Annotated in this window: 13 protein-coding genes; 7 read left to right on the top strand and 6 right to left on the bottom strand. The window is 63.9% G+C overall.

The features are described from left to right. Positions 1 to 67: 67 nt before the first annotated feature. Positions 68 to 463 carry a group II truncated hemoglobin gene (locus tag OX460_RS11225; protein ID WP_034785429.1) on the top strand — a complete coding sequence of 132 codons (396 nt, stop codon included), beginning with the start codon at positions 68 to 70 and terminating at the stop codon, positions 461 to 463. Between the two features lie 5 nt (positions 464 to 468). Next, entirely contained in the window at positions 469 to 1,854 is a 1,386-nt protein-coding gene (gene rmuC, locus OX460_RS11220) for a DNA recombination protein RmuC (protein WP_289898665.1), read from the top strand. Between the two features lie 12 nt (positions 1,855 to 1,866). On the opposite strand, the gene OX460_RS11215 is transcribed toward rmuC, so the two are convergent. The 5 genes from OX460_RS11215 to OX460_RS11195 form a co-directional block, all read right to left on the bottom strand. Next, positions 1,867 to 2,766 carry an MHFG family PEP-CTERM protein gene (locus OX460_RS11215; RefSeq protein WP_289898664.1) on the bottom strand — a complete coding sequence of 300 codons (900 nt, stop codon included), beginning with the start codon at positions 2,764 to 2,766 and terminating at the stop codon, positions 1,867 to 1,869. A 312-nt stretch (positions 2,767 to 3,078) separates the two neighbouring features. Then, a complete protein-coding gene (glp, locus tag OX460_RS11210; protein ID WP_289898663.1) occupies positions 3,079 to 4,938 on the bottom strand; it encodes a gephyrin-like molybdotransferase Glp in 1,860 nt (619 codons plus the stop codon). A 62-nt stretch (positions 4,939 to 5,000) separates the two neighbouring features. Next, the gene (gene moaA, locus OX460_RS11205) at positions 5,001 to 6,122 is read right to left on the bottom strand and encodes a GTP 3',8-cyclase MoaA (protein WP_289898662.1); all 1,122 of its coding nucleotides are present in this window, start codon (positions 6,120 to 6,122) and stop codon (positions 5,001 to 5,003) included. 29 nt (positions 6,123 to 6,151) lie between these two features. Beyond that, positions 6,152 to 7,489, bottom strand: a complete 1,338-nt coding sequence (chrA, locus tag OX460_RS11200) for a chromate efflux transporter (protein ID WP_289898661.1) — start codon at positions 7,487 to 7,489, stop codon at positions 6,152 to 6,154. 88 nt (positions 7,490 to 7,577) lie between these two features. Next, a complete protein-coding gene (locus OX460_RS11195; RefSeq protein WP_289898660.1) occupies positions 7,578 to 10,682 on the bottom strand; it encodes an Rne/Rng family ribonuclease in 3,105 nt (1,034 codons plus the stop codon). A 686-nt stretch (positions 10,683 to 11,368) separates the two neighbouring features. Between OX460_RS11195 and OX460_RS11190 the strand changes: the two genes are divergently transcribed. The 4 genes from OX460_RS11190 (at position 11,369) to OX460_RS11175 (ending at position 14,527) form a co-directional block, all read left to right on the top strand. Beyond that, positions 11,369 to 12,364 carry an RluA family pseudouridine synthase gene (locus tag OX460_RS11190; RefSeq protein WP_077407877.1) on the top strand — a complete coding sequence of 332 codons (996 nt, stop codon included), beginning with the start codon at positions 11,369 to 11,371 and terminating at the stop codon, positions 12,362 to 12,364. An 88-nt stretch (positions 12,365 to 12,452) separates the two neighbouring features. Beyond that, complete coding sequence (locus tag OX460_RS11185; protein ID WP_035821424.1) at positions 12,453 to 13,112, top strand: HAD-IIIA family hydrolase; 660 nt, start codon at positions 12,453 to 12,455, stop codon at positions 13,110 to 13,112. Next, positions 13,109 to 13,486 (top strand): Rieske 2Fe-2S domain-containing protein, encoded by a 378-nt coding sequence (locus tag OX460_RS11180; protein WP_099666844.1) that lies wholly within the window; start codon positions 13,109 to 13,111, stop codon positions 13,484 to 13,486. The genes OX460_RS11185 and OX460_RS11180 overlap by 4 nt, the downstream gene beginning before the upstream one ends. A 39-nt stretch (positions 13,487 to 13,525) precedes the next feature. Continuing rightward, positions 13,526 to 14,527, top strand: a complete 1,002-nt coding sequence (locus OX460_RS11175; protein WP_099666845.1) for a S49 family peptidase — start codon at positions 13,526 to 13,528, stop codon at positions 14,525 to 14,527. A 374-nt stretch (positions 14,528 to 14,901) separates the two neighbouring features. On the opposite strand, the gene OX460_RS11170 is transcribed toward OX460_RS11175, so the two are convergent. Continuing rightward, entirely contained in the window at positions 14,902 to 15,285 is a 384-nt protein-coding gene (locus tag OX460_RS11170) for a hypothetical protein (protein WP_289898659.1), read from the bottom strand. A 256-nt stretch (positions 15,286 to 15,541) separates the two neighbouring features. Here OX460_RS11170 and OX460_RS11165 point away from each other — a divergent pair, with 256 nt between their 5' ends. Then, entirely contained in the window at positions 15,542 to 16,252 is a 711-nt protein-coding gene (locus OX460_RS11165) for a 16S rRNA pseudouridine(516) synthase (protein WP_289898658.1), read from the top strand. The last annotated feature ends 74 nt before the right edge of the window (positions 16,253 to 16,326 follow it).

Genomic DNA, 16,326 nt, shown 5'->3' with positions numbered 1-16,326 from the left:
GCTTTTTATGCCGGCAGCGGAAGCTGGCGCCGCATGGGCCGCCGGCGCTTGCGCTATCATGGCGGCCATGACTGATACCACTGCCCCCACCCTCTACGAGACCATCGGCGGCGCCCCCGTGCTGCGTGAAATGGTCGACCGTTTTTATGACTTGATGGAACTCGAAGCCGAGTTCGCCGGCATCCGCGTCATGCATCCGCCTTCGACGGACGGTTCGCGCGACAAGCTGTATTTCTTCCTGACGGGCTGGATGGGCGGGCCGGACTTGTATATCGAGAAATTCGGCCACCCGCGCCTGCGCGCGCGTCACTTGCCCTACGCCATCGGCACCAGCGAGCGCGACCAGTGGCTGCGCGCCATGGCGTGGGCCATGGAAGACACGGGCATCGAAGAGTCCTTGCGCGTGCGCCTGATGGAATCGTTCTATCAGACGGCCGACTGGATGCGCAACAAACCTGACTGACACCCATGAGCCCAATCGAGTTTTACAGCCTGCTGGGCGCCGCCATCGTCGCCATCGTCCTGTTGCTATTGATCTTGCTGCGCCCCCGTGGCGCGGCCGGCGATGGCGCCACCACCCTGGCCCTGGTGCAGCAGCACCAGCAGCAAAGCCTGGAGCGCATCGACCGGGTCGAGCGCGAAGTGCGGCTGCAACTGCAGGCGTCGGCGCAAGCGACGCGGCAAGACCTGGCCACCAGCCTGGCGCAATTCCAGGCGGCGACCCTGCAGCAGCTCGACAGCCTGCGCACGCAGATGCAGGCGCAGGGAAAAGTCGGGCGCGAGGAACAGGCGCAAAGCCTGGCGCGCTTTGCCGACAGCACCAACCAGACCCTGGCGCAGCTGACGGAGTCGAATGCGCAGCGCATGCTGGAAGTGCGCGCCACCCTGGAAAGCAAGATCCGCGATTTGCAGGCCGACAATGGCGCGCGCCTGGAAGAGATGCGCAAGACGGTCGACGAGAAATTGCACGCCACGCTGGAGACGCGCCTGACTGCCTCGTTCCAGCAAGTGTCGGAGCGGCTGGAAAAAGTCCATCAGGGACTCGGTGAAATGCAGCAGCTGGCGCTGGGCGTGGGCGACCTGAAGCGGGTGCTCACCAACGTCAAGACGCGGGGCACGTGGGGCGAAGTGCAGCTGGAAATGCTGCTGGAGCAGGTACTCACTGTCGACCAGTATGCGAAGAACGTGGAAACCTTGCCGGGCAGCGGCGCGCGCGTGGAATTCGCCCTGAAACTGCCGGGCCTGTCCGATGGCGGGCCGCCCGTGTGGATGCCGATCGATGCGAAATTCCCCAAGGAACAGTACGAGCGCCTGGTCGAAGCGGCCGAGCGGGCCGATGCGGACGGCGTGGCCCTGGCCGGACGCGAGCTGGAACGGGCCGTGCGGGGCGAAGCGAAAACCATCGCGGACAAATACCTGGCGCCGCCGCTGACCACCGACTTTGCCATCCTCTTCCTGCCCACGGAAGGCTTGTATGCGGAAGTGTTGCGCCGCCCGGGCCTGGCCGACGAATTGCAGCGCGTGCACCGGGTCAGCATCGCGGGGCCATCCACGTTGACGGCCTTGCTCAACAGCCTGCAAATGGGTTTCCGCACCCTGGCGCTGGAAAAGCGCTCGTCCGAAGTGTGGCAAGTGCTGGGCGCCGTGAAGACGGAATTCGGCAAGTTTGGCGACGTGCTGTCGCAAACCCGGCTGACCCTGGAAAAGGCGGCGAAGAATATCGAAAGCGCGGAAGTGCGCAGCCGGCAGATGGCGCGCAAATTGAAATCCGTGGAAGCCTTGCCGGGCGAGGCGGCTGCCTTGCTGCTGGGTAAGGCGGACGCGGGGCTGTCCGCCGAAGCGGACGGCGAATAGCCCCGCCGTCGTTCAGGCCGCCGACGCAGGCCGGCGGCGCAGCGTGGCGCAGACCAGCAGCGCGAGTCCCGCCAGCAGCATGGCCCACGTTTGCGGTTCCGGCACGGCGGGCAGGACGGACAGGCCGGTGGGCGGCAGCGAAGGCAGCATGACGGTGGGGTTGAATGGCTCGACGATGATGCTGCTGCCGCGCGGTGGCTGGCCACCGCCTATGCCCGACGGCAACATCGTGTCGCGGCTGCCGCGCACGACATCGAAGCCCAACAGGGGTAGGCCGGCCACTACGGCCGGCGGCGCCGCGCCCGTGAGCGAGCCGCCATGCGCGGCGACGGGATGCTCGATGACGGGCACGCCCGTTGCCGCCGGCGCGGCCGCTGCCGGCGTTGCACCGCCCGGCGCGGCGCCAACGGGGGCAGCGCCAGCGCCGCGCGGCCCGGCCGCCGCCTGCGTGATGCGGCTGACATTGCGGCACACGGTGGGCACGAGGATGCAGGCGCCCTGCACGCAGTACACGAGTCCCCTTTCCTGCATCTGCTCGCTCCAGCCTGCCCGCGTGACATTGCGGCAAACGCGGCCCGGGCCGAAATGCATGTCGCTGATGCGCGCATCGTAATTGCCCTTGCCGCGGATGGCGTCGCGGCTGATCACGACGATTTCATCATACTGGCGCGCGCGCATGCGCGCCTTCAATTGCTCGCGCACCTGCGGCGCGATGTCCGGGTACCTGTCCACGGCGGCCACGACGTCGCCCATGAACGGGTCGGCGCCGGGGCGGTTCCAGCTGCAGTTGTCCAGTACGTCGGCCCGAGGGGTCCCTTTGGCGTATGCGGGCGGCGGCGCGAGGGTCAATATGCCAAGCAGGCAAGCCGCTCCCAGCATGCTGGCGCCCGCGCTCCAAGAGCGGTGTCTCATTATTAGTTTCCTCGTGAAAACAATATCAAAATTGAACTTTTCGTATAAGTTCGGATGTTATCACCGAAGAAACTTCAATATCAACAAATAAATAAAATAATTACAATTAATGTTGTGTTTATTGATATGTTATTTGAAGAAATAATTAACATTTTTATCTCAATAGCCGAGCAGTTTCCGCGAAGAAAATTGATTGCGAAGGGGCAATGCAAACGGCCCGCGCAGGGCGGGCCGTTGTGGCGAGGGGGGGGATAAGTGGCGCAGCGTGGACTGCGGTCCGGCCGGCGCGTCAGCCTGGCCGGCGGTGGCGCGTCAGGTCAATCCCTGGAACAGCACGATATCGACCAGGTCGCCGGCGGCCACGTGGCCTTGCGCTTCGTGCAGCACGATCATGCAATTGGCTTGCGTCATCGAGCGCAGGATGCCCGAGCCTTGCGCGCCCGTCACGCGCACGTGCTGGCGCCCGTCCGCACCGCGCTCGACGATGCCGCGCTGGTATTCCGTGCGGCCCCGTTTCTTGCGGATCGCCGCTTGCGCCGCCACTTGCAGCAGCGGCAGGGCGGACGTGTCCGCGTCGGCGCCCATCAGGCGCAGCAGGGTGGGGCGGGCGAGGAAATAAAACGCCGCCATCACGGCCACCGGATTGCCGGGCAGGCCCAGCAGCAAGGCCGATTCGCCTTCGCTGGCAATCCGCCCGAAGGCCATGGGGCGGCCCGGGCGCATGTTGATTTGCCAGAAGGCCACGTCACCGAGGCGCGCGAGGATGTCGCGCGTAAAATCGGCCGCGCCGCTGGACACGCCGCCCGAGGTGATGATGACGTCGGCCGTGGCGCAGGCGCCGCGCAGGGCCGTTTCCAGCGCTTGCGGATTGTCCTTGACGATGCCCATGTCGAGCACCTCGCAGCCGAGGCGCGTCAGCATGCCCAGCAGGGTGTAGCGGTTGCTGTCGTAGATGCAGCCTGCGTCGAGCGGCTCGCCGATCGAGCGCAATTCGTCGCCGGTGGAAAAGAAGGCCACGCGCAGGCGGCGGCGCACGGGCACCGTGGCGATGCCCAGCGAGGCCAGCAAACCCAGCTCGGCCGGCCCGAGTATCTTGCCTTGCAGCAGGGCCGGCTTGTCCTGCATCAAGTCTTCGCCTTTGAAGCGGCGGTTGTCGCCGGCGCGGATGCAGTCCGGCGCCAGCGTGATGCTGGTTTCATTGGCTTGCAGCACCAGTTCCTGCGGCACCACGCTGTCGCAGCCATCGGGCATGACGGCGCCCGTCATGATGCGCGCGCATTGGCCGCGTCCGATTTTGACTGTGCCGGGACGCCCGGCCAGGATGGTGTCGACCACGGCCAGGGTCACGGGGGTGTCGCCGCCGAGGTCGGCGCCAAGGTCAGCTCCGTAAAGCGCATAGCCATCCATGGCGGAATTGTCGTGCGCGGGCACGCTGATGGGCGAGATGATGTCGGCCGCCAGGATGCGTTCGAACGCTTGCGGCAGCGGCAGTTCCTCGATCTCGGCCACGGGCGCGACGGTGTCGGCCAGGATGGCTTGCGCCATCGGCACGGACAGGCCCTGCGCCTGCTGGGCGGCCAGCTCGTCCGGGGTATTGATGTTGCCGAATGCACTATTGTTTTCGAAGAGTACTTCGGCCAGTTTCAATGGGCCGTGCCAGGTGCGCATGCGGCGTTCGCCGCCGCGCAGATAGGCGTCGAGCTGGGGCAGGGCGGATGTTTTTACCAGGCAAAAGACGGGGTGCGGGCGGCGCACGGCCGTTCCCGTCGCCGCATCGATTTCCTCGGTGACGGCGATGGCCAGGTCGGCATTGTCTTGCGTCAAACCGGCGGCCAGGCGCGCGGCCAGGTCGGGCGGCAGCAGGGGCGAGTCGCAAGGCACGGTGAGCAGATAGGGCGTGTTGGCGTGCTGCATGCCGCTGTGCAAGCCGGCCAGCGGACCCAGCTGGCCTGGCAGCACGTCGGGCCACACGGGCAGGCCGAAGCGCGCGTAGTCGCCTGCATCCGCGTGGACGCTGAGGGCCAGCTGGCCCACTTGCGGCGCCAGGCGCTGGGCCACGTGGCGCGCCAGGGGCTGGCCATGCAGGGGCAGCATGCCCTTGTCGCGCTGGCCCATGCGCGTGCCGAGGCCGCCGGCCAGGATCAGGCCGGTAATGTCGTGTTTGTTGATCATGTCAGGTAGGAAAATTGGTGCATGCGCCATGGTAGCAGCGGCGGGCGCGTGCTGCGCCCGATTCAGCCGCCGATGTACGACATTTCCACTTTCTTTTTACCGTGCTCAAGCGTGGCGCCCGTCAAATCCGTCTGGCTGGTGCGCAATTGCGAATAGCGGTCGCCGCGGCCGCGCCACAGTTGCGCCACGGCAGAGGAAATTTCCGCGTCGCTGCGGCCGCCGCGCAGCAGGCTGCGCAAGTCGTGGCCGCTGCTGGCGAACAGGCAGGTGTACAGCTTGCCCTCGGTCGAGAGGCGGGCGCGGCTGCACTCGCCGCAGAACGCTTGCGTGACGCTGGAAATGAGGCCGATCTCGCCGCTGCCATCCGCATAGCGCCAGCGCGCTGCCGTCTCGCCCGCGTAGTTCGGGTCGATGGGCAGCAAGGGCATGTGCGCGGCGATGCGCCGCACCACTTCCGCTGAAGGGATGACTTCCTGCAAGTTCCAGCCGTTCGAGGCGCCCACGTCCATGTATTCGATGAAGCGCAGGATGTAGGGCGTGCCCTTGAAGTGGCGCGCCATGGGCACGATTTCCTGCTCGTTCATGCCGGCCTTGACGACCATGTTGATCTTGATGGGCCCCAGGCCCGCCGCGTGCGCCGCATCGATGCCGTGCAGCACGTCGGCCACGGCGAAATCGACGTCGTTCATGCGCTTGAAGGTGGCGTCGTCGAGCGAGTCGAGCGACACGGTGACCCGGTTCAGGCCCGCATCCTTGAGTGCCTGCGCTTTTCTTGCCAGCAAGGAACCATTGGTCGTCAGGGTCAGGTCCAGCGGCTGGCCCGACGGCGTGCGCAGGTCGGCCAGCATGGCGATGAGCTTTTCGATATTCTTGCGCAGCAGCGGCTCGCCGCCCGTCAGGCGGATCTTTTCCACCCCGTGCGCGACGAACAGGCGCGCGACGCGCGTGATTTCCTCGAACGACAGCAAATCCGTGTGCGGAAGGTAGACGTGGTTCTTGTCGAATACGTCCTTGGGCATGCAATACACGCAGCGGAAATTGCAGCGGTCGGTAATCGAGATGCGCAGGTCGTGCAGGGGCCGGCCCAGGCTGTCGGCCACGTTGCCGCTGGGGCTATCCAGCTGCGCGGGAATCGCCAAAGCCCCATTGCGGGCTTCGGCGAGGTAGATAATCTTGTCAGCCATGAAAGGTGATACCACTTACGTTGAGTCGTTCAAGGCAGATACGATAGCACGAGGCCGAAGATGGCACAGGCGAGCAGCAATTTGATGGTGCCAACCTGAAACCTGATCAGCGCCACGCCGGCCGCCAGCGCGATGGCAATCGCCAGCCAGTCCCAGTGCGGCAGCGGGTTTTCTTGCCAGAAGACATGGCGGCCAAAGAACAGGGCCAGGCTGGCGATGACGCCCACCACGGCCGCCGAGATGGCCGTCAGGGGCGCGCTCAGGCGCAGATTGCCGCGCGATGCTTCCACCAGCGGCGCGCCGGCCAGGATGAAGATGAACGAGGGCAGGAAGGTGAACCAGCTGGCGACGAGCGCGCCGCACACGCCCGCCAGCCACAGGTGTTCTCCCGTCACGGCGTGGCTCCAGCCGCCGACAAAGCCGATGAAGGCGACGATCATGATCAGGGGGCCGGGCGTCGTTTCGCCCAGCGCCAGGCCATCCATCATTTGCGCGCCGGTGATCCAGTGGTAGTGCTCGGCGGCGCCCTGCACCAGGTAGGGCAGCACGGCATATGCGCCGCCGAACGTCAGCAGGGCGGCCTTGCTGAAAAACACGCCCATCTGCGCCAGCGGCTGGTCCGCGCCGCCCGCCAGCGCCAGGCCCAGCCAGGCGAGGAGGGCCAGGGCCAGGCCCACGGCGGCCGTGCCAAGCAGGCGCGGCCAGCTGAAGCGCGCGTGTTCCGGCGTGGGCGTGTCGTCATCGATCAGGGCGGCGCCGTAGCGGGCCGCGCCGCCATGCGAGGCGGCGCCGACATGGAAGTGGGCCGGCAGCCAGCGGCCGCCCGCCATGCCCAGCAGGGCTGCGGCGAGCACGATCAGCGGAAATGGCAGCTGTAGCGCGGCGATGGCGACAAATGCACCGGCCGCGATGGCGATCAGGCCGGGACTGCGCAAGGTGCGTCGGCCCAGGCGCCAGGCGGCCGCCAGCACGATGGCGACGACGGCCGGCTTGACGCCGTACAGGATGCCGGCGATGGCGGCCACGTGGCCATACGCCATGTACAGCCAGGACAGGACGATCAGCAGCAGCAGCGAAGGCAGCAAAAACAGCAGGCCCGCCACCAGGGCACCGCGCGTGCGGTGCATCAGCCAGCCGATGTAGATGGCCAGCTGGGTCGCCTCCGGCCCCGGCAGCAGCATGCAGTAATTCAGGGCGTGCAGGAAACGCTGTTCGGAAATCCAGCGCCGCTTTTCCACCAGTTCCGCATGCATCATGGCGATTTGCCCGGCCGGGCCGCCAAAGCTGACGCAACCGAGCTTGAGCCAGTACCAGAAGGCGCTGCGCAGGCTGACGGGGGAGGGAAGTTGGTTGGCGTTGTCGTGCATGGCGGCTGGCTGGCAAGGGTGGGGACGTAAAAAAGGGGAAGCCTGAGCTTCCCCTTTCATCATCGGCGGCTGGGCGAACCCCGCACGCTTATGGACGTTGCGTGTTGATCTGGATCAACGGCTCATCCGATTGCGGCGGCAGTGGCTTGCGTTCGCGCGGCTTGCGTACCGGAGCGACTGCCTTGGCGGCCGCTTCCTGCGCCAGGCGCAGTTTTTCCGGATCGGTGGCAGCCAGGGTCAGGCCGGCCGAACCGAGCACTGCGCTCAAGTCCAGCGGCGCGGCCACTGGCGCGGCAGGTGCCGGGGCAGGCGCGGCGACAGGCGCCGGCGCTGGTGCAGGAGCAGGAGCAACTTCGGCAACCACCGGCGCGGCTTCCGCCACGACAGGTGCCGCTTCGGCTACCGGCGCTTCTTCCACCACGACGACCGTTTCCACGACAGCAACTGCTTCCACGACTGGCGCCGCTTCGACGATGACTTCCGCTGGAGCAGGGGCTGGTGCGGCTTGCGCTTTTTCGGCGAAGCTGTACTCGGCAACCGGCGCCGGTTCGGCAGCGGCTGGTTCAGCTTGCGCTGCAGCCACTTCGACAGGGGCTGCCGGCACGATCACTTCAGCAACTGGGGCAACTTCTGCGGCAGGAGCGGCTTCTTCGACCTTGGCGATGTCCACGACCTTGGCCACTTCCACCACTTCCACCACTTCAGCCACGACGGCTGGCGCGGCTTCGGCGGCAGCTTCCACTGGCGCGGCAGCGACAGCGGCTTCCGGCGCCGGAGCAACCGTAAAGCTGATCACTGGCGCATCCTGGCCTTCGTTCTCGCCATTTGCCGATTCGATCAGCTCGCCCGTTTCGCGGTCGCGGCGGTTGCGGTTGCGGCCGCCACGACGACGGCGGCGGCGCGGTTCTTCGCCTTCCACGTCGTTTTCCGTCTCTTCGCCTTCAGGACCGGCATTCGCCGGTGCTTTCAGCAGGTTGGCCGGTGCGGCGTCGGATTCCGGGCCGCTGGACGGCACGACGACGTTCACTGCGCTGGCGGTGGCGCCAACCAGTGCCAGCTCTTCAGCTTTCACTTCAGCAACAACAGCCTTGTCGGCGCGCGGTTCGCGGCCTTCGCGTGGCTGGCGTGGCGGACGTTCGGCACGTTCCGGACGCTCGGCGCGCTCCGGGCGTTCCGCGCGTTCAGGACGTTCGCCCCGTTCGCGTGGTGCTGCCGTTGCATCGCCGCCTTCGCGTGCTTCACGCGGTTCGCGTGGCGGACGCGGCGGGCGTGGCGGACGGGCCGCTTTTTCCAGTGCTTCCGCTTCTTTCGCGGCATCGTCCTGGGCTGGGCGGCCCTGGCCCGGTTCGCGTTCTTCGCGGCCAGGCTTGCCGTTGCGGCCACGGCCACGCGGGCCACGGCTGTTGCGGTCGCCGCGGTCGGCGCCGGCCGGCTTGGCCGGGGCGACAGGGGCGGGTGCCGGTGCCACCGGTGCCGGGGCGCCGGTGAAGAAGCTGATGATCTTGGCGATCAGACCTTGTGGCGCGGCAGGCGCGGCCACGGGAGCCGGTTTCGCTTCGACGGGCTTGCGCTCGACCAGCGGTGCCGGCTGGTCAGGGGTGATCGTCTTGACGACGGCTTCCTGGCGCGGCTTGGCTTCTTCCTTCTGGCGCTTGCTGTACGCCATGTCGGTTTCAGCGCTTTCGGCCAGGTTGTAGCTGGCCTGGCTGTCTTCCAGACGCGGATCGTCGTGCTTGATGCGTTCGAGCTTGTAGTGCGGCGTTTCCAGATGCTTGTTCGGGATCAGGATCACGGCGATGCGGTGGCGGTTTTCGATTTTCAGCACTTCGCCGCGCTTTTCGTTCAGCAGGAAGGCGCCCACGTCCACGGGCACTTGCACGTGGATGGTGGCCGAGTTTTCCTTCATCGCCTCTTCCTGGATGATGCGCAGCACCTGCAGGGCGGACGATTCCGTATCGCGGATGTGGCCGGTGCCGGAGCAGCGCGGGCACGTCACGTGCGAGCCTTCGGACAGCGAAGGACGCAGGCGCTGGCGCGACAGTTCCATCAGGCCGAAGCGGGAAATCTTGCCCATTTGTACACGGGCACGGTCATGGTGCAGCGCATCTTTCAGGCGCTGTTCCACTTCGCGTTGATTCTTTGCCACTTCCATGTCGATGAAGTCGATGACGATCAGGCCGCCCAAGTCGCGCAAGCGCAGCTGGCGGGCCACTTCTTCGGCCGCTTCGCAGTTGGTGTTGAAGGCGGTCGTCTCGATGTCCGAGCCGCGCGTGGCGCGGGCCGAGTTGACGTCGACGGAGACCAGCGCTTCCGTATGGTCGATCACGATGGCGCCGCCCGATGGCAGCGGCACGGTGCGGCTGTACGCCGTTTCGATCTGGTGTTCGATCTGGAAGCGCGAGAACAGCGGCACGTCGTCGCTGTAGCGTTTCACGCGGTGCACCATGTCGGGCATCACGTGGCTCATGAACTGGTGCGCCTGGTCGTAGATCTCGTCGGTGTCGATCAGGATCTCGCCGATGTCGGGCTGGAAGTAGTCGCGGATGGCGCGGATGACGAGCGACGATTCCTGGTAGATCAGGAAAGCGCCGTTGGCCGACTTGCCGGCGCCTTCGATGGCGCGCCACAGTTGCATCAGGTAATTCAAGTCCCACTGCAGTTCATCGACGTTGCGGCCGATGCCGGCGGTGCGGGCAATGACGGACATGCCAGCTGGCAAGTCCAGTTTATCCATGGTTTCGCGCAATTCCTGGCGCTCTTCACCTTCCACGCGGCGCGATACGCCACCGCCACGCGGGTTGTTCGGCATCAATACCAGGTAACGGCCGGCCAGCGAGACGAACGAGGTCAGGGCGGCGCCCTTGTTGCCGCGCTCTTCCTTTTCCACCTGGACCATGATTTCCTGGCCTTCGCGCAGCGCTTCCTTGACGGAAGCGTTACGCACGTCCACGCCTTCGCGGAAGTACGTGCGGGCAACTTCCTTGAAAGGCAGGAAGCCGTGGCGGTCTTCGCCATAGCTGACGAAGCACGCTTCGAGCGATGGCTCGATGCGCGTGATCACGCCCTTGTAGATGTTGGATTTGCGCTGTTCGCGCCCGGCTGTCTCGATATCGATGTCGATCAGTTTTTGTCCGTCGACAATCGCTACGCGCAGTTCTTCTTGCTGCGTGGCATTAAACAACATGCGTTTCATTTTTATAACTCCGCGACCCGTAGGCCATCTCAAAGCCGCTTCCGGGGAAGCGGCGAAGTACAGGGATATATGCGAGAACGGGAGTGCTGGCGGGGGAAATGCCTAGGCGTGCGGAGCAACAACGCGTACGAGGTATACGTTACGGCCGCAACAGGCGCGGTGAGGTCGATCGTCATGCCGAGTGCACAGGACACCTGCAACTCATCTGAAGCAGCCCGGATGTCGGGGGCAGAGAATGCAAGTGGTCAGCAAATTCAGAGCCAAATCGTAAGCCGGCTCATTACAGGGATCGCGATGGCGAGGCTTGGCCTCAGCCTATTCATCGACAACCCTCAGTATTGTGGCCGCATACGGGGTTTGGCGAAAACGGCAAGCGTTATCAACTTCATCAACCCGCGAGCCCGACTCGATAAGTCGCGCTAACGGGTACTTATCCTTATAATCCAATACACTCACTTCAGCATCTCCACGCGTTATCCGATTACAACTACGGTGCAACCTTGATTCGCGCAGGGATGGTGCATATACATTTTTTTCCACCGAATTTGCAATTTGGCGAGGCCGGTGGAGACGCCCCTGTGTAAAATGTGCTTTTATTCTTACACTCGCAGCAGCCAGGGCCGCAGCAAAAACAATTATATATTCAAAATGAAGGACTTAGAGAGATTTCTGGGAAGACATAGTAAATGAAGAGTCAAAATGATGTTGTTCCCCCTTCAACACCCCCGGTTCAGCCGCAAGCCCAATTCGTAACGATCGCCGAGGAAGAAGCAGGCCAGCGCATCGACAACTACTTATTAAGAGTGTGCAAGGGAGTGCCTAAAAGCCACATCTACCGGATCTTGCGATCGGGAGAAGTGCGGGTTAATAAAGGCCGTATCGATCAGCTGTACCGTCTCGCCGCCGGCGACGTGGTGCGCATTCCACCCGTGCGCGTGGCCGAAAAGGCCGCCACGGGCGCGCCGGCCGCCGAATTCAAGATCATCTTCGAGGATGCGCAGCTGCTCGTCATCGACAAGCCGGCCGGCGTGGCCGTGCATGGCGGCTCGGGCGTCTCGTTCGGCGTGATCGAGCAATTGCGCGCTTCGCGCCCCGACGCCAAGTTTTTGGAACTGGTGCACCGCCTGGACCGCGACACGTCCGGCTTGTTGTTGCTGGCAAAGAAACGTTCCGCGTTGACGAATCTGCATGAACAGATGCGCGACGGCGTCACGGACAAGCGCTACCTGGTGCTGGTGGCGGGCGACTGGAAGAATGCGCGCCAGCATATCAAGTTGCCGTTGCACAAATATACGACGGCCGAAGGCGAGCGCCGGGTGGCCGTGCAGGCCGATGGCCTGGCGTCGCACACGGTGTTTTCACTGTTGCATAAATATCACAACTTCGCCTTGCTGGAAGCGGAATTGAAGACGGGACGCACGCACCAGATCCGCGTGCACCTGTCTTCGTCCGGTTTCCCCATCGCCGGCGACGATAAATATGGCGACTTTGCCCTCAACCGTGCCCTGTTGAAAGCCGACAGCACGCGCGGCGCCCTGAAACGCATGTTCCTGCACGCGCACCAGATCACGTTCACGCATCCGGAAACGGGCAAGACGATGACCTTGAACGCGCCGCTGGCTGCCGAATGCGAGCGTTTCTTGGTAAGCTTGGGCAAACCATTGGCCGTTGCCGCACGCTAAATATCCACCGTGCGCGCGACACTACCCACAAGGTAGTCAGTCGCCAGCATTCATTCTCAAGGAGCCGGCGGCTATGCCGTCGGGAAACATGGCAAGAAAGCAATTTGATCTGATCGTCTTCGATTGGGACGGTACCCTGATAGACAGTACCTCGACCATCGTCAAGTGCATCCAGGCGTCGGCCAAAGACCTGGGCTTGCCAATTCCCACCGAGTTGCTCGCTTCGCACGTGATCGGCCTGGGCTTGCAGGAAGCCATGCAGCTGGTGATGCCCGACGTGGAGCCGAAATACCATGCGCGCATGGCGGAACGCTACCGTTATCACTACCTGTCGCGCGACCATGAGCTGGCCTTGTTTCCTGGCGTCTACGAGATGCTGCAGGAACTGTCGCAGCAAGCGTATTTCCTCGCCGTCGCCACGGGCAAGAGCCGCGTCGGCCTGAACCGCTCCTTGAATGCCGTCAAGCTGCTGTCCCTGTTCGATGCGACGCGTTGCGCCGATGAAACCTTTTCCAAGCCCCATCCAGCCATGCTGCAGGAACTGACGCGGGAACTGGGGCAGGACATGCGCCGCACCGTGATGATCGGCGACACCAGTCATGATTTGTTGATGGCAAGCAATGCAGGCGCGGCCGGTATTGCCGTAGAGTATGGAGCGCATCCGGTGGCGCAGTTGCAAGCTTGCAATCCCCTGTATTCGGCCGCCACGGTGGCCGAGCTGCATCAATGGCTGAGCGAGCACGCATGATGAACGATGTTGTCGACGTTTTCATCTGTGCCGCCGACGCCGTGGCCGATGGCGGCAAGGGTGTGCGCTTTCCCGTCTCGGCCGGCGGTGAAACCACCACGGGCTTTGTCGTGCGCCATGGCGGCAAGGCGTATGGCTACCTGAACCGCTGCGCCCACGTGCCGATCGAACTGGACTGGGCGGAAGGCGAGTTTTTCGAGTCCAGCGGCTTGTACCTGATGTGTTCGACGCATGGCGCCATCTATGTGCCGGAAAGCGGCTACTGTGCGGGCGGTCCCTGCAAGGGCGGGCGCTTGCGCCCGATCGCCGTGGCCGAACGCGATGGCCAGCTGTACTGGCAACCCGACGAGTATGTCCAGCCGCTGCCGGCCTGAGGCCGGGGCAGGCCTTCTGTAATTTACGCAAAGTGAACCATGAGCGATAACACGAATGACAAGCTGGACAGTAGCGCGCCGGCCGCCGGCCACGGCGCCCCTGCGGGACACTGGGAGCGCGAGGTGCTGGAAAAGCTGGTATTTGCCACTTTGCAAGAGCAACGCGCGCACCGCCGCTGGAGCATCTTTTTCAAGGTCTTCGGCTTGCTGATCGTGCTGTTCGCCCTGTGGGTGTTTTATGACTACAACACGGCCGACGACAGCGAAACCCTGGGCCGCCACACGGCCCTGATCGACATCAGCGGCGCCATCGAGTCCGAAGGCAGCGGCTCGGCCGCCGTCGTCATCCCCGCGCTGGACAAGGCGTTTTCCGATGCCGGTTCCGTGGCCGTGGTGCTGCATATTAATAGTCCGGGCGGCAGTCCCGTGCAGGCCGGCATGATCGTCGACGAGATGCAGCGCCTGCGCAAGGGCTATCCGGACAAGCCTTTATATGTGGTGGTCGATGAAATGTGCGCCTCGGGCGGCTATTACATCGCCGCCGCCGCCGACCGCATCTACGTCAACAAGGCCAGCGTGGTCGGTTCCATCGGCGTGCTGATGGATGGCTTCGGCTTCACGGGCGTGATGGAAAAGGTGGGCGTCGAGCGCCGCCTGCTGACGGCGGGCGAGAACAAGGGCTTCATGGACCCGTTCAGCCCCCTGACGGAAAAACACAAGGCGTATGCGCAAGGCATGCTCAATGAAATCCACCAGCAATTCATCGACGTGGTGCGCGCGGGACGGGGCAAGCGCCTGAAGGAAACGGCCGATACCTTCTCCGGCCTGTACTGGACGGGCGCGAAAGCCGTGGAAATGGGCCTGGCCGACGATTTCGGCACGGTCGACAGCGTGGCGCGCGACGTCGTCAAGGCGGAAGACATCGTCGACTACACGCAGCATGAAGGCTTGCCGGAACGGGTGCTGAAGAAGTTTGGCGCCGCCATGGGGGCGGGCGCCATGAAGGCGGCCGTGCAGCAGTCGCAACCGGCGTTGCGCTGAGGACATCACTCTTGGCAGGCAGGCAAGCCAGTCGAGAATGATTTTCAATAAGGTGGTAAATTGGCTTGAAAATAGGGCTGCTTGGGCTATAGTGAAAGCGTAGTTCTTTTCAAGGAGGGGCGATATATCAACTATGTTGTCAGTACTAACTTGATTGGCAGGTCTTGGAACTACTCGCCGCATCGCAGATGTGGTTTTGAGTGAATTTACATTCCTCACTAAAGTCCCGATGGGGCTTGGGAACGGCGGCGCAATGCCGCCGTTTCCTTTTGTGCGTCGTTCATGCTCGATGGTCCGGTATCGCTGGATGGGGTTGGGCGTGCTGGCAAGGCAGGCATGCGAGGGCGTGGCATGGCTGGTCGGATGGGCCGCGCTCAGACGGCGCAGCCGTTGCAGTGCACGGGCAGGGGAGCGGCGCTGGTTTCCCGGGTCGCCGTTGCACCGGCACCAACGTTTATGCTGGTATCGGACGGCATGTCCGCCAGGGCGGGCGCGGGCGCGGTCGCGTTGTCGGCCTGCGCATCCGCGTGCGCAAAACCGCCCAGTTCCAGCCAGCACATGAAATGACATTGCGCCTCGGCATGCCAGCGCTTCTGGCTTGCCGGCGATGGCGGCGCGTCCGCATCCTGCGGCGCAGGGGCGGTGCTCCAGCGCGCCACGCCGAGTCTGACCTTATGCATGGCCGCCTGTTCTGCGGCGATGCGCAGGCGCATGTCGGCGATGCTGCCTTGTAAGGCGATGGTATCGGTATGCTCCATACGATGTCCTTGTCAGTCGTTGCCTAGTTATTATTCCTAAACCTCGTTAGGCGGATTCCTAACGAAGTTTCAGTCTATCAACGCGATATTCCGAGCGCTTGATATTTCTCAAAGGAATCAACCATTTCTCGCCAAATCTCACCTTGTTCTTTTTGGTATTTCTGCGTGCACCATGGTTTCGTGCCGCCTGGGCCGCCGCGCGGACGCCAGGCACCGCCGCTTCACGCTGCCAGCCGCTTCTGGTAAAGTCACGCCCATGAGTAAATTATCCCTAGACCGCATCCTGCAATCGCAGGGTTTTGGCACCCGTAAATATTGTCGTTCCCTCATCGAGGATGGCGATGTCGTCATCGATGGCGTCACCCAGACCAATTACCGCACCACCGTCGAGACCGAAGGCCTGGTGCTGCACGTGTTCGAAGAAGAGTGGGTGTACCGCGCGCACCTGTACCTGGCGTTGAACAAGCCCGCCAACTTCGAATGCTCGCGCAAGCCCAGCCATCATCCTGGCGTGCTGACCCTGTTGCCGGAACAATTCACCTGGCGCGAAGTCCAGCCCGTCGGCCGGCTCGACCACGATACGACCGGCATGCTGCTGATGTCCGACGATGGCCCGTTTATCCATGCACAATCGTCGCCGAAGCGCCACGTTCCGAAGGTTTACCAGGCCACCACGCAAGAGCCCGTGACGGATGAGCTGGTGGCCCTGCTGTTGGCCGGCGTGCAATTGCACGACGAGCCGGCCCCGCTGGCGGCCCTCGTCTGCGTCAAGCGCGGCGAGCACCAGCTGGAAATCGTGCTGGAACAGGGCAAGTACCACCAGGTCAAGCGCATGCTGGCCGCCGCCGGCAACCATTGCAGCGCGCTGCACCGTTCCGCCATCGGCAGCCTGACCCTGGAATCGCTGGGCATCGCCGAAGGCGAGTGGTGCTACCTCACGCCCGAGCAGATCGCGCTCCTGGCCTAGCCCCTTCCTGACCGCCAAAGCCGGGGATATCCCGGCTTTTTGGCGTCTTTAGTCTCCATTGCCTGCATTTGACG

The sequence above is a fragment of the Janthinobacterium sp. SUN033 genome, from assembly GCF_030397595.1.
GTDB classification, from domain to species: Bacteria; Pseudomonadota; Gammaproteobacteria; order Burkholderiales; family Burkholderiaceae_D; genus Janthinobacterium; species Janthinobacterium kumbetense.
Note: the sequence above shows the minus strand (reverse complement) of the source record. Positions and strands in the feature narration are given on the sequence as shown.

Bases quoted from the DNA above. Each gene is read 5' to 3' on its own strand.
- OX460_RS11225 (WP_034785429.1), top strand. From the start codon at position 68: ATGACTGATACCACTGCCCCCACCCTCTACGAGACCATCGGCGGCGCC.
- rmuC (WP_289898665.1), top strand. From the start codon at position 469: ATGAGCCCAATCGAGTTTTACAGCCTGCTGGGCGCCGCCATCGTCGCC.
- OX460_RS11215 (WP_289898664.1), bottom strand. From the start codon at position 2,766: ATGAGACACCGCTCTTGGAGCGCGGGCGCCAGCATGCTGGGAGCGGCT.
- glp (WP_289898663.1), bottom strand. From the start codon at position 4,938: ATGATCAACAAACACGACATTACCGGCCTGATCCTGGCCGGCGGCCTC.
- moaA (WP_289898662.1), bottom strand. From the start codon at position 6,122: ATGGCTGACAAGATTATCTACCTCGCCGAAGCCCGCAATGGGGCTTTG.
- chrA (WP_289898661.1), bottom strand. From the start codon at position 7,489: ATGCACGACAACGCCAACCAACTTCCCTCCCCCGTCAGCCTGCGCAGC.
- OX460_RS11195 (WP_289898660.1), bottom strand. From the start codon at position 10,682: ATGAAACGCATGTTGTTTAATGCCACGCAGCAAGAAGAACTGCGCGTA.
- OX460_RS11190 (WP_077407877.1), top strand. From the start codon at position 11,369: ATGAAGAGTCAAAATGATGTTGTTCCCCCTTCAACACCCCCGGTTCAG.
- OX460_RS11185 (WP_035821424.1), top strand. From the start codon at position 12,453: ATGGCAAGAAAGCAATTTGATCTGATCGTCTTCGATTGGGACGGTACC.
- OX460_RS11180 (WP_099666844.1), top strand. From the start codon at position 13,109: ATGATGAACGATGTTGTCGACGTTTTCATCTGTGCCGCCGACGCCGTG.
- OX460_RS11175 (WP_099666845.1), top strand. From the start codon at position 13,526: ATGAGCGATAACACGAATGACAAGCTGGACAGTAGCGCGCCGGCCGCC.
- OX460_RS11170 (WP_289898659.1), bottom strand. From the start codon at position 15,285: ATGGAGCATACCGATACCATCGCCTTACAAGGCAGCATCGCCGACATG.
- OX460_RS11165 (WP_289898658.1), top strand. From the start codon at position 15,542: ATGAGTAAATTATCCCTAGACCGCATCCTGCAATCGCAGGGTTTTGGC.